Origin of the sequence: Parafrankia sp. FMc2 (assembly GCF_041008525.1) — a bacterium.
In the GTDB taxonomy this organism is placed as follows: Bacteria; Actinomycetota; Actinomycetes; order Frankiales; family Frankiaceae; genus Parafrankia.
Window position 1 is genome coordinate 32,237 of record NZ_JBFLUG010000003.1, and the last position, 24,211, is coordinate 56,447.

Consider the following 24,211-nt stretch of genomic DNA (forward strand, 5'->3'; position numbering starts at 1 on the left):
TCGACCCCGACCCCGCAACCGGCGGCACGCCGCACCAGGCCACGCCCGGACGTCAGACCGGCTGACCCGCCGCGAGCCGGCTGACCACGCCGATCAGCATGTCCGGATCGAACGGCTTCGTCAGGTAGTAGTCCACACCCAGGCGGGCGCCGCGTTTCACATCCGCCTCCTGGGCGCGCGCCGTCAGCATGATCACCTTGATGCCGGCGGTGGCCGGGTCGTCCCGCAGCCGCGCGGCGACGTCCCAGCCGTTCACCCGCGGCATCATGATGTCCAGCGTGATCACCTGCGGCGCGATCTCGTGGACCCGCTCGAGACAGTCAGCCCCGTCCACCGCGGTGTGCACCTCGAAGCCTTCCAGTTCGAGGTTGACGACCACGAGCTGACGGATCACGGCATCGTCGTCCACGACGAGCACCCTGGGGGCGGTGAAGTACACGGGCGAAGCTTACGGGCACCGGGTTGCGCAGTCTGCCGATCCCACCTGGTACGGTATGCCTGCTTGCCCTGGAGCCCCCGTAGCTCAGGGGATAGAGCACCGCCCTCCGGAGGCGGGTGCGCAGGTTCGAATCCTGCCGGGGGCACACGACTTGGGGTACGTGTGTTCAGCTTGGGGCGCTTCACCGGGGCGTCGTGTCATTGTGGTTGGGGGGCCTAGCCCCCCATACCCCCCGAGTGGGCTGGTGTGGCTGGGGGATGTGGGTTTCTGGGGGCGGTTGCGGTCTTTTGGCCTTTGGCGTCCTTCTGATGGATGGGGCTGGGCGCAGGCCTGACGGCTTGCGGGGCCAGGGGTTCTGGGTGGACGCGGTTTCCTGGCGTTCAGTGTGCTCTGTGACGGGTGGGGCCTCGGCGCGGCCGGGCTCGCTCGAGGGGCTCCTGGCAAAGGCTCGCCGGCTCTGTCGGGCGGTTTGCCGAGAGCTGTTGATCGGCGGTGTGCTCGCCGACGTTTCGGCTGTTCGGCCGCGGCGTTCTCCATGCGGACCACGGCTCGGCTGATCGCCCGGTCAGGTGAGTGCTCCTCTCCGCAGATCTCCCGACTGCAGGCCAGCACGTCCTCTTCGACGTGCGCACGGCCGTTCATCCGGTTACGGACGACTGTCCCCTGCGTCGTCGAGCGCAACACGAGAGTTCTCCGAGCCGCGGTGACGCGGAACCGCCTCGGGCGACGAGGAAGTCGGCCGGGCCTGTCAACCTGGGGCGCCTCCGTGGCGTTCAGAAGGGGCAGGAGCGCGGAGAGGACGTGTCGGGTGCAGGAACGCGATGAACGTGCGTTCGAGGAGTTCGTCGCGCGCACCGGTGACCGGCTGCTGCGCTGCGCCGTCCTCCTGGTCGCGGACCACGCCGCGGCCGAGGATCTGGTCCAGGGGGCGCTGGAGCGCACTTATCGGCACTGGCCGCGGGTGTCAGCCGGCCATCCGGAGGCATACGTGCGCCGCGCTCTGGTGAACGCGGCGGCGAGCAGATGGCGACGGAGCCGGGTCAGGGAGGTACCGCTGGGGCCACACGACCAGGCTGGGACGACCGACCACGCAGATCGGCTGTCGACGCGCGACGAGCTGATCCGCGCGCTCATGACCCTGCCGGCCCGCCAGCGGGCGGTGCTCGTGCTGCGCTACTTCGACGACCTGCCGGAGGCCGAGGTGGCTGCTGTCCTGGGCTGCAGCGTCGGTTCGGTCAAGAGCCAGGCCTCCCGCGGGCTCGCCCGGCTGCGGGCGAGTGTCGACCTCCACAGCTCCCTACCGATGACGGGGAGGACGCCGTGAGCGCTGATCTCGAGAGCCACCTGCGGGCTGCCATGCGCGACGAGACAGTGCGGGTCACAGCCGGGCCGAACCTGGCGGGAGCTGTCCGGGAACGGTTCCGTCGACACCGCCGACGGCGGCGGGCCGCCGTCGGCGCGGCGGTGGCCGTGCTCGTGGTCGTGTCGTCCGCCGGCCTCACGCTGGCCCGTTCCGGCGCGGACACCGCGGAGATCAGGCCGGCCCGCCCGTCGCCCGCCACCGCGACCGCCCCGGTCGCCGTGACCACTCCTGTCGGGACACCCACTCCTGTCACCGTGACCACCGGTGCGGCCGGCACCGCCTTCCCGCCGTCGTCGGGCCGGGACGTGGGTGGTGTCGGCGTCACCTGGCTGCCCGCCGGCACGAGCTCGGCCGGGCCGTCCGCCGCGGCACTGAGCCCGTTCACACCCGGAGCTCTGGCCTACCGTTCCAACTTCCAGATGATGGCGGGCGGGCGGGTCGGGTTCGTCGCCGTCACCGCGCAGTGGGGGAACGTGCCGACTCTCGCCGCGGTCGAGGACGACATGCGCGCCGCGCAGCCGCAGCGAACCTTCGCCCGGACGACGGTCAGAGGCAGATCCGCCCTGCTCACTCGCATGGACGCCAAGGAGGAGTTCAGCCTGGTCTGGATCGAGCGGGACGGACTTGTGCTCAGCGTCGCCGCGGGCACGCCCGCCAGCGAGGACGACATGCGCCGGGTCGCGGAGGAACTCACGGTCGGATCGCGGCCGCACGTCGATCCGACCGTCGACCGGGCCGTCCGTGCGGCCCTGGCCCAGGTGTTCACCGGCGGGACATCGACCGAACGGACACTTGCCGCGGTCGAGAACGGCGAGCAGCTCGCGCCCGGTCTTGAGCGCTACCGTGCCCAACACCCCGGGCTGGCGCGCACGCTGCGGGTCACGGTGCACGGGGTGGCGCCACGGGACGCCGCGCACGCCGTGGCCCTGATCTCGCTCACCTACACCGACCCGACCATGCCGTTGCTTGGAGCGCGAGGAGACAGCGTCCCGGACCGGGACCGACCCGCGGCGTACGACGCCCTGGCCGTGCTGGTCCGGACCGGGGAGGGATGGCAGGTGAGCCGGGACACCTTCTGCCAGCTCTCCCTCGGCGTGTGCCCGCTCGCCACGACCCGGCCCAGTCCCGCCGCCGCGCCATCGACGTCTCCCCCGTCCTGACCGCGCCTGCTCATCCCGTGGCGCCCCGGTCTGGCGGCACTAGGCACCGGGGGCCGCGAGGTGGACGACGGCGAGGTAGGTCGCGGTGACCAGCACGGTGGCGACGAGGGCGCCGGCGGCGGTCTGGGCGAGGGTGTGACCGTCCAGTTCGTCGAGGTCCTGAAGGGATGGCTGGCGGAGTGGGCCCCCTGGCACGGCAGGGCCCGCTGGCACGGCAGGGCCCGCTGGCACGGCAGGGCCCGCTGACGTCGAGAGGGCTTCCAGGCGGGCGGCGCGGATCTGGACACGGGCCCAGGCGATGAGGGGAACGAGCAGCCAGGCGGGGAGGGACAGCAGGCTGTCGGTGAGGGTGAGGACGGTGGCGCAGCTGGCGGCGGCCGCCACATGACCGCTGATCTTCCAGAACTTCGTGATCGCGGCGAGGACGAGGGTTTCGGCGAGGATGGCGGTGTAGACGGCGATCAGCGTGGTCGGGGCGCCCGCCACCTGCAGGAGAAGGTGACCGGCGGTCACCGACGCGGCGCCGAACAGCATCGGTGCCAGGCGCCTGCTGCGCTCGGGAACATGATGGTCGGACCATTTTCCGCCGCGGACTCCGTGAAAGACGAAGGCCATCGGGATGATGGTGCCGAAAGCGATCGACATGGCGGCCCAGAGCAGGCCGGTCCAGGTGTCGGGGGCGTCGTCCAGACTGATGTGCACCAGCAGCGCGGTGACGAGGACGGCGGGTGCGGCGATCTCGCACAGAACGGCGGCGGCGCGGGCCGCGGCTGTCGCCCTCGGCGGAATTCTGGTCGTGGGGGCCGTCACGGCCGGCTGGCGCGCACGTCGAACTCGAACAGCGCCTTGTTCGAGTTTCTCTTCCGGATCACCTCGACGTCGACGTCAACGTAGCCCAGCTCCCGCAGCATGCACGCGTACCACTCCTGGGCGGGCACGCCGTGCCCGTAGAAGCTTGAGTTTCCGACAATGTAGGAGAGCTTCCCACCGGGCCGCACGAGCCCAGCGACGGCCTGGAAGTGAAGCCACATGTCATGGTGGTACTTGTGGACGTAGGCGGCGAGCAGCGGGCCGCTGCGGCCGCCGTCGGCCGCGATTCTCGCGCAGACGACGCCCATGTCGTCGTCGACCGGGGTCGCGGTCGTGGGTTTCCATCCTCGCAGGTTGGAGGTCGCACTGCCCCAGGTGCCGCCGATCGCCTGCCAGTCGAGCCGGCCGGCGTCGCCGGCCTCGTCGAGGAAACGCAGCCAGTACATGTAGGGGCGCAGCTCCCGGATGTAGGACATCCGGTTCGCGTAGGGCGGGCTGGTCAGGACGAGATCCGCTGCGCGCAGGCCGCTGGCGCACATCCGTGAGTCACCCTGGTGCACGGTGGCGGTGCCTGGCAGGTCATGCCGGGCGGACTCGATCAGCGCTGCCGCCTCGGCGCCGAAGTGCGCGACGGTGGTGGCGGTCACGGCCGGGTCGAAGCGGGCCGGCGACTGGTCCGGCCGGGTGGCGAAGGACATCGACTGGTGGTTGAACGCGGCGCTGCTGACTGCGATGAGCACCCGGCACAGCGCTATCTGCAGCAGGTCCGCGACCGGGCCTGAATAGGCGTCTATCTCGGCCCTCAGTGCCTTGAGCGCGTGGAGCTCGCCGGGACTCCACCATTTCTCGATCTGGTGCAGGCCCGGCTGCCACAGGGCGCCATCCGGATCGGTCCGGGCGGCGCCTGCCATGACATCCAGCGCCGCGACGCGTGCCTCGTCGAGCGTGCGATGCGGGTAGTGCCGGACCTTTGCCCGGCCCAGCCAGACCAGGAACGGGTTCACGTCGGTGCTCTGGCCCACATGCCCGAGCTCGGCGGCGGCCAGCGGGGTGGTCCCGGTTCCCGAGAAGGGATCGGTGACAACCGAACCGGGTGGCAGCCCGCGCATTCGGCCGCGCACGAGCCGGACGCCGTACGCGGGGGTGAGACGCAGCCAACCGTGCCGGCCGACCTCCCGGTTCGCCCGAAAGGTCAGGTGTTCGTTACGTGCCAGGGAGGTCCGGTCGATTGCCGCCGTCATGGTGCCTCCAGCAGATGATCCCGCGGATGCGTGGAACCGCCGCACCGCAGTATCCGCGCCGGTGCCCCAGCGGCTTGCGCGGGGGCACAAGGACTTTGGGAACAATATGCCCAGGTCACCGTCCCCCCGGGTGCCGCGGCGCGATCTCGATGCCGCAATGGCATGGCACGTTCGGGTGATTTCGGCGGTGCCTTGCCACCTCCGGTGCGTACTTCCCAAAAGCCCTTCGGAAAGCGACGGGCCCTGACGAGGACCCTCGCGGAGAGGTGTGTTGGATGCGGCACGCGCTGGTCCTCGGCGGCGGAGGCGTGGCCGGTATCGCCTGGGAGATCGGCCTGCTGGTCGGTCTCGCCGAGGCAGGCATCGACGTCACCGAGGCCGATCTGGTCGTCGGGACCTCGGCGGGTTCCGCCGTGGGGGCGATGGTCAGCAGTGGCGCGGACCTGGATCTGCTCTACGCGCGGCAGATCGCCCCCGCCGACCCGGCCGCGGAACCGACGGTCGACTTCGACTACAGCGAACTCATGTCGACCCTGGCCCAGGTCACCGCGGGCTCCCGGGGGGCGCGTGACGCGCGCTCCCGGATCGGGGCGTACGCGCTGGTCGCCGATGTTCCCTCAGAGGAGGATCGGTGGCAGATCGTCGCCGGGCGGCTTCCCGTCCGAGAATGGCCGCGGCGCCGCCTGATAGTGGTGGCGGTCGACGCCGAGACAGGTGACTGGGTGGCCTTCGACCGCGACTCCGGGGTCCACCTGGTCGACGCGGTCGCGGCCAGTTCCGCGCTGCCCGGGGTGTTCCCGCCGGTGACGGTGGACCATCGCCGGTACGTGGACGGGGGCATGCGGTCCGTGATCAATGCGGACCTGGCGGAAGGCCACGAACGGGTCCTGGTTCTCGCCCCGGTCAACAGCATGGGCATTCCGACCGAGGTGCGCCGCCTGGAGCGCGCCGGCAGCCGGGTGCTGGTCGTGACCGCGGACGAGGCGTCCCGGGCCGCGTTCGGTTCGAACATTCTCGATCCGGCGATCCGGGCCGCGGCCGCGGCCGCGGGCCGGGCGCAGGCCGCCGCGGTGGCGGACAGTGTCCGCGATCTGTGGAAGGGCTGATGCGGGACAGGTGAACCCGAACCGTGGTCCCGGCAGGTCTGCCGGAGGCCGTGAACCGGGGGCCTGACCGGGGATCCTCGGCCTCGGGCCGCGCTGGACGTCCAGCGCGGCCCGAGGCCGACATCCGCCGTGCGAGGCAGAAGTCCGCTGTGCGAGGCAGAAGCTGTCAGAGGTCGGGCTTCAGAGGTCGGCGGCGGCGGGGACGACGCGCTCGCCGAGGATCCGCAGCGGCTCGACGTCCCACACGTTCGCCACGCCGCCGAGCGCCACCGAGATGCCGAGCTCGGACAGCGTCCCGAGATCGTCCAGGATGCGGTCCACGTTCTCGCCGGACCGGCCGACGTCGAAGGCGTAGTAGCAGGTCTTGATGATCTCGTCGTAGTCGCGCCCCTCGGTGTCACAGTGCTGGCGCAGGACGTCCAGCTTGTGCTTGAGATCGGGGCCGTTGAACAGGTTGCAGGCCTGCCCGTACCGCGCGACCAGGCGCAGCGTCTTCTTCTCCCCCGAACCACCGATCATGATCGGCGGATGCGGGCGGGTGAGCGGGGCGGGAACGTTCAGCGGCCGGGCCAGCTGGTAGTGCTTCCCGCTCCAGGGGCTCTCGTCGTCCGACCACATCCGCAGGCAGATCTGCAGGGCCTCCTCCAGGCGCTCGAAACGCTCCGCGACCGGTGGGAAGGGAATACCGAGGCCGACGGACTCCTCCTCGTTCCAGGCCGCTCCGATTCCGAGCATGGCCCGGCCGCCGGACAGAACGTCGAGGGTACTGATGATTTTCGCCAGAATGCCCGGTTCGCGGTAGATAGTTCCGGTCACCAGAGTGAGCAGGGTGACCCGGCTGGTATGTGCCGCCAGGAAACCCAGGGTGGTGTAGGCCTCAAGCATGTCGTGCTCCGCCGGGCCGACGTGCTCGATCTGGAAGAAGTGGTCCATGACCGCCAGGTAGTCGAATCCCGCCCCGTCCACCTCCCTGGCAACCTCGGCAAGCGCCCGGCCCAGGTCCGCGGGCCCGGCTGGCCGGGTGAAGTCCGGAATCTGCACCCCAAGTCGCACGTCTTCGTCTCCTCGCTGAAGTAGCAGGTCTCGTTCGGAGTGTCGTCACACGTCCGGACCAGATACGGGCCGACACGCTGCCGCGACGACACCACGGGCACCTCGGGTCACACAGCGGTACGACCCGCACAACATGTACCCAGACCGGCGGCCACGGACCACCACCCCGCGCAGCGGGCCGGCCGGCATGTATGAGAATTCCTCTCATGTCCGGGCTAGTCCGTCTCCGCGCTGGTTGCAGCCCTTTGCATTGTTCCTGTTCCGCGCCTGCGCCAGGAGCTTCCGCGGGATGCCCCGGGTGGGCGGGCGGCCCGGCGGGCACGGGCCGGGCGAGGGGCGCTTGACGACCTCCCCGCCAGCACCGCGCCGGTTCCGTGCGATCCGGCTGGTGCAGATGGCGCTTGTGCTGGCTGCCGGGCTCTTCACCGCGGTCACCCTGGCCGGGACGGAGGGCGGCGAACCGGAGGTCGTGGCGCTGCGGGCGTCCGTCATTCTCGTCTCGGGCCTGCTGTGCATCCTGCGCGCCGCGTTTCTGCGCGGCGAGCGGGCGCCGTGGGCGCTCTTCGGCGCCGGGATCATCAGCTACGGCACGGCCGGCGTCTACTTCAGCCTGGCGGTCGAGCCGGCCGCGGCAGGGTCCGCGAGCGCGGCCTCCGCGGCGGACGCCGGCTGGCTGCTGTTCTACCCCGCCTGCTACGTCGCCGTCATCCTGCTGCTGCGTCAGCGGCTCATCGCCTTCCACCCGAGTGTGTGGCTCGACGCACTGGTCGGTGTCCTCGGGGTCGCCGCGCTCAGCAGCGGCATCGGGCCGTGGATCATCGGTGCCGGCCAGGGCGACACCGCGGCGATCGCGTTCGGCCTCATCTACCCGCTCGCCGACCTGCTGCTCCTACTGCTGGTGGTCACCGCGTTCGGTCTTCTGCGCTGGCGCCCGGGCCGGGTGTGGTGGCTGGTCGGCGGCGGCCTCGGCGGCTTCGCGGTCGCCGACTCGTGCGTGCTCGTACTGATCACGAACGACGAGTACTCCCCCGGCGGGCTGCTGGACATCGTCTGGGTGCTTTCGCTGCTCGCCCCGGCGTTCGCCGCCTGGCAGCGCCAGCCCTGGCGCCGACCAGCCCGGATGTCCGGCTGGAACGTGATCACCGTCCCGCTGGTGCTGACGGTCGTGGCGCTGGCGCTGCTCGTCCTCGGCTCCACCGTCGACCTGCCGTTCGTGACGGTGGTGCTGGCAGCCGCGACGGTGCTCACCGCGCTGGCCCGCGCGGCGCTGACCTTCGTCGAGGTGCAGCAGCTCGCCGAGAGCAAGATCCTCGCGCACACCGACGATCTGACCGGTCTGACGAACCGGCGCGGGTTCCTCGAACGGCTGTCCCAGATGGAGGCGCACGCCTCGCAGGGCGACTCGTCCGCGCTACTCCTGCTGGACCTCGACCGGTTCAAGGAGATCAACGACTCCTTCGGCCACCACATGGGTGACGCGCTGCTCGTCGAGGTCGGTTCCCGTATCTCCGGGGCGCTGCGGCCGGGGGACGTCCAGGCCCGGCTGGGCGGGGACGAGTTCGCCGTCCTGCTGGAGAACGCCGACACCGACACCGCCCGCCGGGTCGCCGACCGGGTCCTGCACGCGCTGTCCGGGCCGTTCGAGGTCGGCGGGATGACCGTGCACGTCGGGGCGAGCATCGGGGCCGCCCTCTACCCGGAGCACGCACCCGACGCGCAGACGCTGCTGCAGCGGGCGGACGTCGCCATGTACGGAGCGAAGTCCGGGCGGACCGGGGTCGAGTACTACCGTCCGGGCACCGAGGCCGACACGCTGCTGCGCCTCGACATGATCGAGTCACTGCGCTCCGCGCTGGGCACCGGCCAGCTGGAGGTCCACTACCAGGCCAAGATCGACCTGGCCTCCGGCCGGCCGCACGGGGTGGAGGCACTCGTCCGGTGGCGCCACCCGAGCCGGGGGCTGCTCACCCCGGAGGCCTTCGTCCCGCTGGCCGAACAGGCGGGGCTGATGCGCATGCTCACCATCGAGGTGCTCGAGATGTCCCTCGCCCAGTGCCGGGCGTGGCGCGACGCCGGCCTGGACATCACCGTCGCCGTCAACCTGGCGGCGTCCGACCTGCTCGACCTCGCGTTCCCGGACCAGGTCCGCGGGCTGCTCGGCCAGTACGGGCTACCCCCCTCGGCGCTGGAGCTGGAAATCACCGAGACCACGCTGATGCGCGACCTGGTGCGCTCCGCGGCGGTGCTCGGCGAGCTGCGTGAGCTCGGCGTACAGATCGCCGTGGACGACTACGGTACGGGGTACTCGTCGCTCGCATACCTCCAGGAGCTTCCCGTAGACATCCTGAAGATGGACAGATCGTTCGTCACGAAGCTGGAGGACGGCTCCCGGGCCCGCCGGCAGAAGGCCGAGGCGATCGTCCGGTCCACGATCGGGCTCGCGCACGAGCTCGGCCTGCGGATCGTGGTCGAGGGGGTCGACAGCGCCAGTGTGCTCGCGAAGCTGCGGAACTACGGGTGTGACCTCGCCCAGGGCTACTTCATCGGCCGCCCGCGTCCCGCGGCCGAGGTCACGCCGATGCTGACCGTTCCCGCTCCCGCACCTGTGCCCGCTCCCGCACCTGTCTCCGCTCCCACGCCTGTCTCCGCTCCCGCGCCTGTGTCCGCCCCGGCGCCCGCACCTGCCACGGCGCCCGTGGGGGTTGCCAGGCCCGCGGCCGTGGCGATGCCCTCGTCCACGGTGCTGACCCCACCGGTGCAGTGCTGAGCCCGCTCGCCCCATGCTGACTCCGCCCGCCCCCAGGCCCGAGCGGTCCGGCTGGGACCATCCGCTGCTCGGCCGCTACCTCGACCAGGCTCCGCCGGACGGACCGGTGGCGGCCGGCGGTGGCATGGCGCCGGCGACGCTGGTCGGCGCCTACCGCCAGGGCGCCTTCCCCTGGCCCACCGACGACCCCGAGGCGTCGGAGGAGCTGCGTGCCGCCCTCGGCCTGGCGATCGCCCGCGGGATGATCCCCCGCATCCCCGCTCCGGTTCCGGCGCCACCGCCGGCGCCGTCGAGGCCGCCCGGGGTGATCGACGGTCCGCGGACCGGAGACGTAGGCGGAGGCGTGGAGGACGTGGACGGGGGCGGGGGCGGGGGCGGGGCTGACGCTGATCTGCTGGATCCGCCGTGGTGGTGCCCCGACCCGCGGACCGTGCTCGCCCCGGGCGAGATGAGGATTCGGCGCTCGCTCGTCATCCGGATGCGCAACAGCAGCTGGACCAGCACGGTGAACCAGTGCTTCGTGGACGTCGTCCGCCACTGCCGGCGCGAGGGCCCGCATCAGTGGATCACCGACGAGCTGGTCGAGGGCTACGCGGAGCTGCACGCCCTCGGCTGGGCCCACAGCATCGAGATCTGGGACGACGACCGCCTCGTCGGCGGGATGTACGGGGTGCTCGTCGGGCGGATCTTCACCGGCGAGTCCATGTTCCATCGTGCCTCGGACGGTTCGAAGGTCGCCCTGGTCGACTTCCTCGACCGGTTCGGCCGGGCCGGCGGAGTGCTGCTCGACGCGCAGCTCACGACGTCCCACCTGACATCGCTCGGTGCCCGCGAGGTACCGCGGGCCGAGTTCCTCGCGACGCTGCGGGCCGTGCGTGACGACGAGGTTCGCCTGGAGTGCGGGCGGCTGCCCGTCTCCCGGCTGGCGCCGCCGCGCAAGCCGCCCCCGGCCCGGCTGCGGCACGCCGACCCCCCGGGCGGGTGACCGGAGCGCCCGCCGGGCCGCTGCCGCCGGGTCAGACCTTGCGCAGAACCATCGCGAGGTTCCAGGTGACGACCTCACGGGCGCCGGGGACCCGCAGAATTACCTTCGCCCAGTCCGGGAGGTAGCGCGGCATCGCGTCGACCACGACGACGTCCGAGCGCTGGCGGGCCCAGGCGAGGGTGCCGGCGACCGACACCGGGAACAGTGTCTCGCCGAACCGGTTCTTCGGCGCGTGCCCCTCCCGCTTCCGGAAACGCTCCGCCGCCCGGTGGCCACCCAGGTAGTGCCACGGCGCCGTCTCGTGCCCGCCCCACGGCGAGAGCCAGTTGGTGTAGCTCAGGAAGATGAGCCCGCCGGGGCGCGTGACCCGGACCAGCTCCGAGCACATCCGCCACGGGTCCGGAACATGCTCGAGGACGTTCGAGCTGTAGCACAGGTCGATCGATCCTGAGCGGAACGGCAGCTCGAGGGCGCTCCCGCGGATTCGGCCCGGCACCTCGATACCGCCGGCCTCCATCTCGGAGACGTCGGGCTCGACCCAGTAATAGCGGGCGCCCGCATCGAGGAAGGCCGACCGGAAGTAGCCGGGGCCACCGCCCACGTCCAGCACGAGCTGGCCGGAAAGCGACGTGTACCGGGCCAGCTGGCGGACGGAGTCGGCCGCGATCAGGGAGTAGAAGCCGGCCGGGTCGACCGGTTCCTTGCGGTGTGCCTTGAAAAGGGTGACCGACCGGGACAGGCCGAAGCCGGAATAGGGCAGGTTACGTAGAACCGGCGGGCCCTCGGAGGCAGGCCTGGTCGGAGCCGACGCGCTCGATGTCGCGCTGTCCGAAGCGGAGGCGGTCTCAGGCATGCGGGGACGATAACACCACGCCCGCACGGGGATGTTCCGGCCGTGGCCGCACCGGCGGCTCCCTTCCCGGAAGGTCCCAGCCGCCTGGAACATCCCGGCAACCGGTTCTCCCGCCCGGGCGGATCCACCCCGCCGCACGGCCGGACCCCACCGCACGGCCGGACCCCACCGGAACGGCCGGGGGACCGGGCGCGGTCTTCCGCCCCCGCCGAGCCGCCTGGCCGAGCAGCTGCCTTCCGCCCTGCCGATCGGCTACCTGCCGCGTTCGCCGGACCACCCGTCCAGCTCGCCGGACCACCCGCCCGGATGACCGACGGCTGACCGCACGATCGGAACTCGCCAGCCGGACAGCCGCGAATCCGCAGGCCGGACGCCCGGGCCCCGGGGCTCGGCCGACCCGACCCCGCACCGCGCGCGCCACCTTCGCGGGCGCCCCCGCGCAGTGGCGCCGGAGAAAACAGGAAACAAGTGGAAAGCACCGACGGCAGCAGCTATTGTGCGTATGTAGTTCTTCGCCACGCGTTGCGCCCACCGCATTGCCGTACGGCGGCCCGGGCGGTCTTTCGTCGATTCTTCTTGTTTCCCGTGCCCCCGGAGACAATGTTTTCGGGGATCTTGAGAGGCCGGTGACGGCGATGACACCCCCGGTGTGCCGACCGGGCCCGGAAGTCGGGCCCGAATGACGCAGACCTCGGATTCCCTGCCCCCGACCATCGAACCGATCCGTACACCGATCGCCAGCGCTCCGATACCCGGGTCGGCGCCGGGCGCGGGTCTGCGACGGGTACTTGCCCGGCCCTACGGGGTCATGGCCGAGCTGGACCGCATGCGCCGCCAGTCACCGTTCTACGACTCGCAGGTGGATGAAATCGATCAGCGCCGCATTCGAATCGGTGGCCGTTGGCTGATCGATTTCGCCTCGTGCAACTATCTTGGTTTCGATCTGGACCGTGAGATCATCGCCGCCGTTCCCGAGTATCTCGATCGCTGGGGAACGCATCCGAGCTGGTCACGTATCATTGCTAATCCACGACTGTTCGTGGAGATTGAAGAGGCTCTCACCGAGCTGCTCGGCGCACCTGACACCTTGCTGCTGCCGACCGTCAGTCATATCCACCTGTCGGTGCTGCCCGCACTTGTCGGCCAGGGCGCGCTCTTCGTCGAGCTGCACGCGCACAGCTCGGTTCATGACGGCGCCACGATGGCGGTCGGCCGGGGCGCCACCGTGCGCCGCTTCCGGGAGGAGCGGCTGGACCGGCTGGAGCGCGCGCTACGCGCCTGCACCCTGTACCCGCGGGTCGTCGCCGTCGACGGGGTGAACAGCATGACCGGCAACGGGCCGCGGCTGGCCGAGCTCGTCGCACTCGTCCGGGAGCACGAGGCGGTCCTCTACGTCGATGACGCGCACGGCTTCGGCGTCCTCGGCGAGCGCTCACCGGCCGAGCCGACGCCGTACGGCCTGCGCGGCAACGGCATCGTCCGCCACCTGGGGCAGAGCTACGACGACGTCGTCATGGTCGGCGGGTTCTCGAAGTCGTACTCCTCGCTGCTCGCGTTCGCCACCTGCCCGACCGAGCTGAAGGACTACCTGAAGACCATGGCCAACCCGTACATCTTCTCCGGGCCGCCCCCGGTGGCCTCGCTCGCGACGGCGCAGGTCGGTCTGCGGGTCAACGCCGAGCGCGGCGAGCAGGCCCGGGCGAGGCTCCACGCACTGACCGCCCGCGTGCTCACCGGGCTGCGCTCGCTCGGGCTGGCGACCCTGAACCGCTCCGGCCATCCGATCATCGAGGTACCGCTGACCGACCCCGCCCACGCGGACGCGCTCGGCGCCCACCTCTACGACCGGGGCATCTACGTGACCGTGGCGCCCTTCCCGGTGGTGCCACGGGACCAGGTCGGAGTCCGGGTCCAGGTGACGGCCGCGAACACCGAGGACGAGATCGACATCCTGCTGGACGTCCTCGACGACGCGGCCCGGCTCTTCCCCCTGCGCCGCCTCGACTGAGCGCAGGCGGAGAGGACGTCAGATCAGGCGCAGCTGCCGGCCGGCCGAGCGGCGCCGGGCCCGGGCGGCGTCGGCCGGCGAGCCCGCCCGCTTCTCCAGGTGCCGGCCGTCGATCGCCGCCAGGAACGGCGACGGGCCGGTCTCCACCGGCTCGCCGCCGCGGCGGCGCTGCGCGGCATGGGTGAGGACCAGCCGGCGGCGGGCCCGGGTGATCCCGACGAAGAACAGGCGCCGCTCCTCCGCCTCCTCGTCCGTCTCCGCAGCGGGGGGTGCGGCGCCCCACCGCAACGGCAGCAGGCCCTCCTCACAGCCGACGATGATCACCATGTCGAACTCCAGGCCCTTGGACGCGTGCAGGGTCAGCAGGGAGATCCGGTCGGCGCGCGGGTCGAGCCCGTCCACCTCGGTGCCGAGCGTGACCGCGGTCAGGAAGGCCGCGAGATCGTCGCCCGCAGCCGCGGCGGGTGGGGTCAGCAGCTCGACGGCACGGCGGATCTCCGCCGCGGTCGGCAGCCGGCCCGGACCCGGCTCCCGCTGTGGCGCGGCCGCGGTCCCCGCGGCACCGAGGACGGAGTCCGCCGCGGCCGCGAGGTCGGCGAGACGGGCGGCTGCGTCCCGCAGCAGCGCGGTCACGGCACGCGGTGCCCCCTCGTTGCCGCCGCGCAGGTCGGCCAGCAGGGCCGCGACGGCCGGCAGGTCCGCGAGCGGGGTGTGCGAGTGCTGCCGGAAGGGGAACCCGCGCCGCAGCAGTGCGTCGACGATCGGCTCGGCCTGCCGGGACGTCCGGTAGAGGACGGCGATGTCGGCGAAGGACAACCGGCCCCGCTCCGAGCCGTCGACACCCGAGTCGAGAGCGTGGAACGAGGTGCCGCCGAGCGCCTCCTCGACGAGCTCGGCGACGGCATTGGCCTCGTCCGCCTCACTCGCGCATCGCCGCACCACGACGGGGCTGTCCTCGTCCAGCCCGGTCATCGCGCGCAGCTCACGGTCGGGCACGAACGTGCTGGGCGCGATCGCGTCCAGCGCCGCCCCGACGATGGTCGGGGTCGAACGGTAGTTGCGGGTCAGCGAGACCCGCCGGGTGCCGGGGCGATCCTGCGCGAATCGCAGGAAGAAGCCGACCTCCGCGCCGCGGAAGCTGTAGATGGCCTGGTCGGGATCGCCGATCGCGCACAGGTCGCCCTCCGGCGGGCAGAGCTCGCGCAGCAGCCCGTACTGCACCTCGTCGATGTCCTGGAACTCGTCGACCCAGAGGTGACGCCACCGCTGCTGGTACTCACGGGCCAGGTCCGGCGCCGACCGCAGGAGCCCGAGCGGGAGGGTCACCAGGTCGTCGAGATCCACCATGTTGCGGTCGCGCAGGGCGGCGTCGTACCGCGCGAGCGCCCCGGCGGACGGGTGCTCCCGGTAGGGCTGGCCAAGCGCGCGCCGCCGCTTGAGGTCGGCCAGTGCGGTGATGGCGCGGCCGCGGGCCAGGGCGCTGCCGGCGCCGTGCAGCGCCTCGTCCACCAGCTCGGCGCGGACGGCGTCGTCGGCCACCTGCACCTGTGGGGAACGCGCGAGCGCCCCGTGCCGCTCACGGATGATCATAAGCCCGAGCCCGTGGAACGTCGTGGCGGTCACCCCGGCTCCGTCCGGGCCGACCAGGGGGTCGAGCCGCTCCCGCAGCTCGCCGGCCGCGCGGCGGGTGAACGTCACGGCCAGGCACTGCTCGGCGGGCACCGCCAGCTCCCGCACCCGGTGGGCGATGGCGTGCACCAGCGTGCGGGTCTTTCCGGTGCCCGGCCCGGCGAGGACCAGCAGCGGCCCGCCGGCATGCTCGGCCGCTCGGCGCTGGTCCGGGTCCAGCCCGTCGAGGACGGAGGGATGGCCCTCGTCGGATCCGACAGCAGTGTCCAACACGGCACCGTCGGCACCGAGGGCGCTGTCGAGGCCGGTCGGGCTGTCGAGGCCGGCGGCGCCGGTCGGCAGCGACCGCGGTGGCTCCCCCGGTCGGGGGGTGGGTGGCTCCGGGGCCTCCCCCACGTCGGCGGCGAGTGCACTGGGGCGTCGTCCGCCGCCCCGGCTCCGCCGGCCACGACCCGGAACCGGCGGGCCGGCGTCGAAGAGGGTCCCGGCGTCGGCGTCGGCGCCGAGCTCGCCGGGCTGGAACAGCCGAATGACGCCGTACTCGCCATCGTAGCCGGCCTCGCGGATCACCTCACCGCGGCGCAGGCGCCCGATGCCCTCCACCAGCGTCGGCGAACCAGCCTCGGCGATCGCGTCGAGCGGGACGTCCGAGAGGATGCCGAGTTCGGGCCCCAGCCGGGACACCAACGCCGTGACCTGGGTCGCGACGGACTTGCTCTTGGGCCCGACGCCGAGGATCTCCCCGACGATCTCGGGCAGGGCGACGAGCGAGGTGACGTCGCCGGCCGTGTCGGGCCGCCGTGACTCGGTCCGGTCCGAGAGCGTGTCGACCCGGTTGAGCACCCCGACGGTCAGACCCCGCCCGCAGGCGGGGCAGATGCCGCCGAGCGCACGGGTCTCCTCCGGGGTGAGCGCGACGCCGCACTTGCGGTGCCCGTCGTGGTGGTACTTCCCCTCCTCGGGAAAGAACTCGACGGTGCCGCCGAAACCGTCGCCGGTGCGCAGCGCGCGCAGGATCGAGAAGTAGTCGGGCTCGCAGGTGAAGGCGGTCGCCTCCCGGCCGAGCATCGGCGGGGAGTGCGCGTCGGAGTTGCTGACGAGCCGGTACCGGTCCAGCCCGGAGATCCGCCAGAACATCTCCGGATCCGCGGAGAGCCCGGTCTCCAGCGCGAAGATCTCGTCCGCGAGATCGGCATAGCAGTCCTCGACCGCGTCGAAACCCGACTTCGAGCCGAGAACGGCGAACCAGGGCGTCCAGACGTGCGCCGGGACCAGGTAGCAGTCCTCGCCGCCGCCGAGGGTTATCTCCAGCAGGTCGCGGGAGTCCAGGCCGAGGATCGGACGTCCGTCGGCGGCCAGGTTGCCGATTCGGGCCAGTGCGGACGTGATCCGTCCGGCCGACTCGCGATCGGGTGCGTAGAGAAGGTGATGGACCTTTCTGGTGCGCTCACCACGCTTGTAGATCGTGGAGATCTCGGTGGAGATCATGAATCGCGTCGCGGTGCGGCATGAGGCCGGCAGCGTCGCGAGGACGTCGCGCTCCAGGTCCGGCCGCAGCCGGAACAGCCCGGGCTCCGCCGGCACCAGTTTGGTCGCCAGCTCCTGCGACCAGGCCGGATGGGTGAAGTCGCCGGTGCCGACGACGCGGATGCCTTTCCGGGCCGCCCACCACGCCAGGTGCTCCAGGTCGCAGTCGCGGCTGCACGCCCGCGAGTACCTGGAGTGGACGTGGGTGTCGGCAAAGAACCGTGACCTCACGGATGCGTATGTTGTCGCATCCCACTTCCGGGCCAGGCAGCGGCACGCCGGTGGGCACGCCGGCGGACGCACCCGGCGCAGGGAGCGACCACAGCCAGACCACGGTCAGCCACGCCGATCCGCGGGCGACCCCGCTGCGCCACCCCCGGCCATCGCCTTCGGCCATCCCGCCCCCTGAGCCAACCGTGCATGCGGACGAGTGCCGCATTCAGCGGGTCGCGGACGCACCGTCCTGGTTCGTCCGGGAGGCTTGCACAAGTTCCCGTACTGGTTGCTCCGGTACCGGAATGATCGGAACAGGGCGTTCGCGACGCCCCGTCACGAGTTCCGCCGCCGGCAGGCGCCGGGCGGAATCGGAGGAGATATGACGACGGACTCGGGAACGGCGGATTCGGGCGTGGTGGGCGCGAGGGCCACGGATGCGCCGAAAGGCACGACGGACGGCACGGAGAGCCGTCCCGCCCGTGCGCCTGCCCGGCAGGCTGCGCGCGAGACAGGCGGCACTCCCCGGTCGGGCGACGAACCTGCCGCCGACACCGCCCACGCCACCCCCGACGGCCCTGCCGACGCCGCCCGCAGAGCCGACGACGCGACCAGCACGGCCGCCGCGGCCACCCCTGCCGGCACGGCCGACGCCGCCGGCACGGACAGCGCACCAGACGGCGCCGAGGCCCCCGCGGACGGCGTGCCGGGCAGCACCGTCGACCTCCAGGCGCTGGCGGCGGCGCGCCACGAGCGGCAGGTGGCGCTGACCGACCGCTGCCACCGCCTGGTGCGCTTCCTGCACGAGGTCGCGGTGTCCCAGTCCGAGCAGGTCGTCGACGTCCATGAGAACCCGCTGGTGATCTGGCTTGCCGATCTCCCGGCGGGCCTGTCCCTGTTCGAGCACGCCGGGGCCGGCGAGGTTCTGCTCGAGGCCCCCGCGGCAGCTCTCCTCCCGCCGGCCCCGCCGCTGCCGGAGATCCTCCGCGGCCGGGTACGACTGCCCGTCCGCGGCGCGGACGCCGCCTCAGGGCTGCCGCAGGACGGCATCATTCTGCGCGGCCCCGTGCCGCCGGCCGACGTGGACCTGACAGCGGCGCCGGTGCTCGTGTACGACCTGCCCCCGCTGCCGCCGGCACCGCCGGAGCGGCCGGCCGGGCCATCGGGCCGGCACGAGGCCGGCCCGGACCACGACGACCCCACCGGATCGGGGGAGACCGACGGCCACGGGCCGGCCCGCGGCCGCAACGGCGCCGCACCGTCCCCGAACGGCCGGGCGCACACCTCACCGAACGGCCAGGGCCCCAGCGGGACCCGGCCCTCCTCCGGCGACACGCCGGCGCCCGGCAGGCCGGGTGCTCCCGCGAACGGCTCGGCGAACGGCTCGGCGAACGGCTCCGCGTCCGCCAACGGCGCAGCGTTCGTCAAGGGCACGGCATCAGCGAACGGAGTGGGGCCGGCCAACGGCTCAGCCCCCACCAACGGCCGAGCCCCCGCGAACGGCACCGGGTCGACCGCCGGCATGCCTTCCGCCAACGGCACGGCCGCCTCGAACGGCGCGGGAGCCAACCGTCCGGGCGGGCCAGGTCAGCACGCTGACGCCGACGCTGCCGGCCCGGCCCGGGTGGGGCAGATTCCCGCCGACGTCGCCGCGGCCTTCGCGGAATGGGCCGGTGCCTGGCAGGTGTGGAGCTCGCGGGCGCGCGCCGACGCGGACCGCCGCCACCTGCACACGACGCTGTACGGGGTGGCCCAGCGGCTGGCCCAGGAGGGCGACACCCTGGAGCTGGTGCTGGCCACCGGTCTGCTCACCTGGTGGCTGCCCCGCCCGGTCCGCCGGCATCTGCTCGTCACCCGGCTGGTGGTGGAGACAGACCCGATGACCTCCGCTGTCCGGCTGCGGGTGCCGGCGGGGACGTCCACCCGGCTGGAGGACAGCGCCTTCCTGGACGGCATCGCCATGTTCCGCCCCGAACGGACCAACGCGCTGCACGAACGCCTGCGCTCGCGGGACGCCACCCCGCTGGGGGCCGACGACGAACGCCTGCTGCGGGACTGGCTGACCCTCGCGCTGGACGGTCCGACCGCGGGATACCGGCCCAACTGGCCACCACCCGGACCGGGGGGTCCCAGCGCCTCGGTGACGCTTGCGCCCGCGCTCGTCCTGCGCAGCCGGGGGCATGCGGCGCTGCTCAACTACTACGAGCAGATGCTGGACGCGCTGCGCGGCGACGGCCTGCCGCCGCTGGGCCTCGCCCAGCTCGTCGAGACCCTGGACACCACCGAACGACTGGCCTGGCTCGCCACGGCCGCCGCGGCCGCCGGGACCGCTGGGACCGCCGCGGCCGCCGGGACCGCTGGGACCGGCACGCCGGCCCTCCCCGCGGGCGCCGCGGCTGCGGACGAGTGGCTCTCGCCGCTCCCGATCAGCCCGGAGCAGGCCCGGGTCATGCGTCGACTGCGCATGGACAACGGCGTCGTGGTCGAGGGCCCGCCGGGCACCGGCAAGACCCACACCATCGCCAACCTGATCAGCGCGCTGCTGGCTGAGGGCCGCCGGGTCCTGGTGACCAGTCAGAAGGGCCAGGCGCTGCGGGTCCTGCAGGAGAAGCTCCCGCCGGAGCTGCGCCGGCTGTGCGTCTCCCTCACCGAGGACGCCGACAGCGGCGCCGGGGAACTCGCCACCAGTGTGAGCGCGCTGGCCGCGCAGAAGGCCGTCTACGACGCCGGATCCCAGGACGAGCGCATCCGGACGGCGCGCCAGCGGCGCGACTCGGCCGTGGCCGAGCGGGATCGCATCGCCACCGCGGTGGCGGCGCGCCGGGCTGCCGAGTGGCGTCGCCACGGCACCTACGAGGTGGGAGCCGGCTGGTCGGGAACCCGGGCGGAGATCGCCGCCCGGCTGCGGGACGAGGCGGGCGAGCACGGCTGGATACCCGTGCCCGTGCCCGGCCCGGAGGGTGGCGGCTGGCCCCGGACCCCCCTCAACGACGCGGAGGCCGCCGAGCTCTGGCGGCTGCTGACCACGCCCGACCCGCAGCCCGCGGCGGCGGCCCGTGCCGCCGCCGCGGGCCAGCCGGGCGGGGCCGACGCCTCGGGCGGGCCCGGCGACCCGTCGTCCCCGCCGACCTCTCCCCTCATGATCACTATTGCTGGTCGACTCGTCCGGACAACGGCACCCGGGATGCCGGCCCATCCTGTGCAGGGAGCGGGCCGGGATGGCTCGTCCGACCAGGGCGGGCCGGGGGCCTCCTCGACCGATCTGGCCAGTACCGGCGGACCGTCCGATCCCCCGACCGTGCCATCCCCGATCACCTCGGCGATCGCGCTGTCGGCGCTGCGCGAGCAGCGGGCCTTCGGGCTCCCCCCCGAACTGGGCGAGCTCCCGACCCGGTCCGAACTGACGGCGCTCGCCTACGCCGAACGGGGGGCGCTGCACGCCGCCGAGTCCGCCGAGCACTCTCTGTCCCGGCAGGCTGCCGCGATGGTCCCGGTCCTCGCCGATGTGCTGACCCGCGCGGGCGACGAGGCCGCCGACCGGCTCGCCGCCGGCGTGGACGCCGTGCTGCGGGCTGCCGACATCATCAGCCGCCTCGCCGTCCGGCAGCCCTGGGTCACCGACGCGCTCGCGGATGCCTTCTCCGGCCGCGCGGCCGTGCTGTGGACGAAGGTCGCCGCCGCCGCTCCCGCGATCGCCGAGGCCACCGCGGCCGTGGTGGAGCTCGGCCTGCACCGGGTGGAGCTCCCGCTCGACGAGGAGGGCGCCGGCCCCGACGCCACCGCCCTGCTCACCTGCGGCCTCGCCCTGCGTGAGCACATGGAGGCCGGCGGCGCGCTGCGCCGCTTCTTCCGCTCGAAGGCCCAGAAGGACGCCGGCCTGCTGCTCGAGCACACGACGGTGGACGGCGTCCCGCCGCGCACCCCGGAGCTGCTCGACCTGGCGCTGTGCCGGTTGCGGGCCGAGGTCGCGCTCGAGGCGGCGACCCGGGCCTGGTCACTGCTGAGCGTCAGCCCGAACCCGACCGCGGAGCTGGAGGTGCGCCTCGCCCGCCTCACCGAGGCGCAGGACGCGGCACGTGCCATCGACGCTGCCGTGGCCGCGCGCGACCGGCTGGCCGCGCTCCTCGACGCCCTCGGTGCCTGGGGCATCGCGCTCGACTCCCCCGGCGCCTGCGTCGACGTGGGCGCGGCGGCGAACGCTCACCGGCTGCGCCACGCCGCGACCGCCGCGGGCTCCCAGCTGCGGGACCTCACCGCCGAACTCGTCGCGGCCGCCGCGCAACCGGACGCCGTCGACGAGCTGGCGCTCCTCGCGATCGCGGTCGAGGCCCGTGATCCGGGCGGTTATGTCGGCGCGCTGGAGGCGACGGCCGACGCGCTCAACGGCCGCGCCCGCGCGCGTCGCCGCGACGAGCTGCTGGGGCGGGTCCGGGAGGCACACCCGATGCTGGCCGAGATGCTGGTTGCCGGCCGCCGGCTGGCAGGTGTCACCCCGGAACAGTTCGAGTCGTTCGGGCGGGCGTGGTCCCACGCCGTCGCGGCGACCTGGCTCACCCGTGTCCGTGCCACCGACCAGGCCGATCTGGACGCCGGCCTGGATGCCGCCGACCAGCTGGTCGCCTCGGCGACCGCCGAGCTCGCCGGGGCGCTGGCCTGGAAGCACTGCCTGGAGCGGATGGGCACGGAACAGTCCGCCGCCCTGCGGGCCTACGCCGACGCGATGGCCGCCGGCGGCCGGTTCACCGGCCGGCACTCCGAGCGGTACCGGCAGGCCGCCCGGGAGGCGATGCGGATCGCGCAGACGGCCGTCCCGGCCTGGGTGATGCCGATCAGCGAGGTGCTGTCGACCATCCCGGCGGTCCGCGACAGCTTCGACGTGGTGATCGTCGACGAGGGAAGCCAGGCCGGGCTGGAGAGCCTCTTCCTGCTGTGGCTGGCACCCCGGGTGATCGTCGTCGGTGACGACCGGCAGTGCACCCCGCCGGACGCCTCCGTCGAGGAGCTCGAGCCGGTCTTCAACCGTCTCGACACTCTCCTGCCGGACGTCCCGAGCTGGCTGCGGGTCGGCTTCACCCCGCGGTCGAGCCTGTTCTCGCTGCTGCGGACCAGGTTCGGCGACGTCGTGCGGCTGCGGGAGCACTTCCGCTGCATGCCGGAGATCATCGAGTGGTCGTCGGCGATGTTCTACCGCGACGCCCCGCTGGTGCCGCTGCGCCAGTTCGGGGTGGACCGGCTGGCCCCGCTGCGCGCCCAGTTCGTCCCGCACGCCTACACCACCGCCACCGCCGACGGCCCGCGCAACCCGATCGAGGCGGAGGCCCTGGTCACCCAGGTGCTGCGGTGTGCCGAGGACCCGCGCTACCGCGGCCTGAGCTTCGGGATCGTCGTCCTGCAGGGCACCGCGCAGGCGGAGCTCATCCGTTCCGAGCTCACCGCGCGGATGTCCGCCGCCGAGCAGCTGCGCCGCCAGCTGCGGGTCGGCTCACCGCCGGACTTCCAGGGCGACGAGCGGGACGTCGTCTTCCTCTCGCTGGTCATCGCACCCGGCACGTCCACCACCTCGCTGACCCGGCTGGAGTACCAGCGCAGGTTCAACGTGGCCGCCTCCCGGGCCCGCGACCAGGTGTGGTTGTTCCACTCGGTCTCCACCACCGACCTGGACCCCGGCGACCTGCGGCACAGCTACCTCAGCTACGTCCTCGCCCACTCGGCGGCGGCGCCGCTGGACGGTGCCGCCGCACCGCTCACCACGTCCGAGGTGAGCCCGGTGCTGCCGCACCCGCGGTTCGACTCGCTGTTCGAGCAGCGGGTCTTCCTGGCCCTGGCCTCCCGCGGATACCACGTCACGCCCCAGGTCGAGATCAACGGACGCCGGTTCGACCTGGTCGTCTCGGGTGGACGGGCCCGGCTCGCCGTCGAGTGCGACGGAGACACCACCCGCTCCACCGAGGACGTCGAGCGGGACCTCAGCCGCGAGCGTGAGCTGCGCCGGGTCGGCTGGCGGATCTGGCGGGTCCGGCGGTCCGAGTTCGAGATCGACCAGGAGGCGGCGCTCGCGCCGCTGTGGCCCCGGCTCGCGGCGGCGGGGATCCTCCCGGCCGTCACGGCGCCGACGGTGTTCCCGCCGGCGCACGCGGACCCGTCCATGCTGGTGACCCAGCTCCTCGCCGCACCCGCGCAGGCCCGTCCGGTGCCCCCCGCCGGGGAGGCCGCGCAGGCCTCGGCTGCGCCGGCCGGGCCGGCCCTCCCCGCCGCGCCCCAGGCGCGGGCCGCCCTTCCGCCCGGCGCGGCCGGGACCGAACCGGCAGCCCCACGGGTACCGGGCCCCTCCGCCGCGTCCGGCAGCCCCGGAGCGGGTGATGAGGCCAGGCCGGGCCTGCTGCTGCCGAGCACCTCGGCTCCCGGTCACGACACCCCTGGGGGCAACACCGAGCCGGCCCCACCCGAGCGGTGGTCTCCTGGTTCCGCCACGGGCACCGGCCCTGGTCAGGACGGACCTCCTCCGGCGGCCCACGGAACGTTCGGCACGCCCGGCCAGCTCGGCGCGGGGTGGCCGACGTCGGGCGGCTCGCCGACCGGCTGGGCCTCGGTCGGGACCTCGCCCAGCGTCTATCCGGGGATGCGCAACCTGGTCTCAGGAGCGGACTCCTGGCCGGGGGTGCCCTCCGCACCGGAGATGCCTGCCCGCTCCCACGGCGGCATCCAGCCCTACGGCGGTATGCCCCCCTCGGGGGGTGCCATCGCCAGGCCGTCGGCCGCGGGGGCGTCCGCCAGGGAGGCGTCCACCGGGGGGGCCGAAAGCACCCAGGCGGCCGGAACGACACCGTCCGAGCAGCCCAGGACCACCGACCCGGTGCCGCCGGCCCCCGAGGTGCCCCCGCTGCCGGCACCCGGCACGCCCGGGACCGCCGGCCCCGCCTCCGGGCCAGGGGGCACCAGCCCAGCCGGGGCACCCTCGGTGCACGCCGACGCGGACGAGCGCCGCCAGCGCTGGCGCCCCATCCCCCTCTCGGAGCTGGAGGGCCTGGACGACGCTCCCCCGACCGCACCCTGACCT

13 protein-coding genes and 1 tRNA gene are annotated in these 24,211 nt (G+C 73.1%); 8 read left to right on the top strand and 6 right to left on the bottom strand.

The annotated features are described in order from the left end of the window. Nucleotides 1–52: 52 nt before the first annotated feature. The gene (locus AB1460_RS02100; RefSeq protein WP_018639294.1) at nucleotides 53–439 is read right to left on the bottom strand and encodes a response regulator transcription factor; all 387 of its coding nucleotides are present in this window, start codon (nucleotides 437–439) and stop codon (nucleotides 53–55) included. Nucleotides 440–512: 73 nt separating this feature from the next. Here AB1460_RS02100 and AB1460_RS02105 point away from each other — a divergent pair. The 3 genes from AB1460_RS02105 (at nucleotide 513) to AB1460_RS02115 (ending at nucleotide 2,962) form a co-directional block, all read left to right on the top strand. Next, nucleotides 513–584 (top strand) — tRNA-Arg (locus AB1460_RS02105). Between the two features lie 663 nt (nucleotides 585–1,247). Beyond that, nucleotides 1,248–1,763, top strand: a complete 516-nt coding sequence (locus AB1460_RS02110; protein ID WP_368958832.1) for a SigE family RNA polymerase sigma factor — start codon at nucleotides 1,248–1,250, stop codon at nucleotides 1,761–1,763. Beyond that, the gene (locus AB1460_RS02115) at nucleotides 1,760–2,962 is read left to right on the top strand and encodes a hypothetical protein (RefSeq protein ID WP_368958833.1); all 1,203 of its coding nucleotides are present in this window, start codon (nucleotides 1,760–1,762) and stop codon (nucleotides 2,960–2,962) included. The genes AB1460_RS02110 and AB1460_RS02115 overlap by 4 nt, the downstream gene beginning before the upstream one ends. A 39-nt stretch (nucleotides 2,963–3,001) precedes the next feature. Here the strand turns inward: AB1460_RS02115 and AB1460_RS02120 are convergent, their stop codons facing one another. Together AB1460_RS02120 and AB1460_RS02125 are read right to left on the bottom strand one after the other, a co-directional pair. Further along, complete coding sequence (locus AB1460_RS02120; RefSeq protein WP_368958834.1) at nucleotides 3,002–3,772, bottom strand: hypothetical protein; 771 nt, start codon at nucleotides 3,770–3,772, stop codon at nucleotides 3,002–3,004. Continuing rightward, nucleotides 3,769–5,013 carry a DNA methyltransferase gene (locus AB1460_RS02125; RefSeq protein WP_368958835.1) on the bottom strand — a complete coding sequence of 415 codons (1,245 nt, stop codon included), beginning with the start codon at nucleotides 5,011–5,013 and terminating at the stop codon, nucleotides 3,769–3,771. Before AB1460_RS02125 ends, AB1460_RS02120 begins: the two co-directional genes overlap by 4 nt. 275 nt (nucleotides 5,014–5,288) lie before the next feature. Between AB1460_RS02125 and AB1460_RS02130 the strand changes: the two genes are divergently transcribed. Further along, the gene (locus AB1460_RS02130) at nucleotides 5,289–6,119 is read left to right on the top strand and encodes a patatin-like phospholipase family protein (protein WP_368958836.1); all 831 of its coding nucleotides are present in this window, start codon (nucleotides 5,289–5,291) and stop codon (nucleotides 6,117–6,119) included. Between the two features lie 180 nt (nucleotides 6,120–6,299). Here the strand turns inward: AB1460_RS02130 and AB1460_RS02135 are convergent, their stop codons facing one another. Then, on the bottom strand, nucleotides 6,300–7,172 hold the full coding sequence (locus AB1460_RS02135) for an LLM class F420-dependent oxidoreductase (protein ID WP_368958837.1): 873 nt from the start codon (nucleotides 7,170–7,172) through the stop codon (nucleotides 6,300–6,302). Between the two features lie 394 nt (nucleotides 7,173–7,566). Between AB1460_RS02135 and AB1460_RS02140 the strand changes: the two genes are divergently transcribed. Then, nucleotides 7,567–9,939 (top strand): putative bifunctional diguanylate cyclase/phosphodiesterase, encoded by a 2,373-nt coding sequence (locus tag AB1460_RS02140; protein ID WP_368958916.1) that lies wholly within the window; start codon nucleotides 7,567–7,569, stop codon nucleotides 9,937–9,939. A 13-nt stretch (nucleotides 9,940–9,952) separates the two neighbouring features. Further along, on the top strand, nucleotides 9,953–10,924 hold the full coding sequence (aat, locus tag AB1460_RS02145) for a leucyl/phenylalanyl-tRNA--protein transferase (RefSeq protein WP_368958838.1): 972 nt from the start codon (nucleotides 9,953–9,955) through the stop codon (nucleotides 10,922–10,924). Nucleotides 10,925–10,955: 31 nt separating this feature from the next. On the opposite strand, the gene AB1460_RS02150 is transcribed toward aat, so the two are convergent. Further along, nucleotides 10,956–11,777: a class I SAM-dependent methyltransferase gene (locus AB1460_RS02150; protein WP_368958839.1), complete on the bottom strand. Its 822-nt coding sequence runs from the start codon at nucleotides 11,775–11,777 to the stop codon at nucleotides 10,956–10,958. A gap of 679 nt (nucleotides 11,778–12,456) precedes the next feature. Here AB1460_RS02150 and AB1460_RS02155 point away from each other — a divergent pair. Continuing rightward, a complete protein-coding gene (locus AB1460_RS02155; protein WP_368958840.1) occupies nucleotides 12,457–13,785 on the top strand; it encodes an aminotransferase class I/II-fold pyridoxal phosphate-dependent enzyme in 1,329 nt (442 codons plus the stop codon). Nucleotides 13,786–13,803: 18 nt separating this feature from the next. Here AB1460_RS02155 and AB1460_RS02160 read toward each other — a convergent pair whose 3' ends face one another. Further along, nucleotides 13,804–17,172 (bottom strand): UvrD-helicase domain-containing protein, encoded by a 3,369-nt coding sequence (locus tag AB1460_RS02160; protein ID WP_368958841.1) that lies wholly within the window; start codon nucleotides 17,170–17,172, stop codon nucleotides 13,804–13,806. 364 nt (nucleotides 17,173–17,536) lie between these two features. Between AB1460_RS02160 and AB1460_RS02165 the strand changes: the two genes are divergently transcribed. Continuing rightward, nucleotides 17,537–24,208 (top strand): AAA domain-containing protein, encoded by a 6,672-nt coding sequence (locus AB1460_RS02165; RefSeq protein WP_368958842.1) that lies wholly within the window; start codon nucleotides 17,537–17,539, stop codon nucleotides 24,206–24,208. Nucleotides 24,209–24,211 lie beyond the last annotated feature (3 nt).

Bases quoted from the DNA above. Each gene is read 5' to 3' on its own strand.
- AB1460_RS02165 (WP_368958842.1), top strand. From the start codon at position 17,537: ATGACGACGGACTCGGGAACGGCGGATTCGGGCGTGGTGGGCGCGAGG.
- aat (WP_368958838.1), top strand. From the start codon at position 9,953: ATGCTGACTCCGCCCGCCCCCAGGCCCGAGCGGTCCGGCTGGGACCAT.
- AB1460_RS02125 (WP_368958835.1), bottom strand. From the start codon at position 5,013: ATGACGGCGGCAATCGACCGGACCTCCCTGGCACGTAACGAACACCTG.
- AB1460_RS02140 (WP_368958916.1), top strand. From the start codon at position 7,567: ATGGCGCTTGTGCTGGCTGCCGGGCTCTTCACCGCGGTCACCCTGGCC.
- AB1460_RS02150 (WP_368958839.1), bottom strand. From the start codon at position 11,777: ATGCCTGAGACCGCCTCCGCTTCGGACAGCGCGACATCGAGCGCGTCG.
- AB1460_RS02155 (WP_368958840.1), top strand. From the start codon at position 12,457: ATGACGCAGACCTCGGATTCCCTGCCCCCGACCATCGAACCGATCCGT.
- AB1460_RS02130 (WP_368958836.1), top strand. From the start codon at position 5,289: ATGCGGCACGCGCTGGTCCTCGGCGGCGGAGGCGTGGCCGGTATCGCC.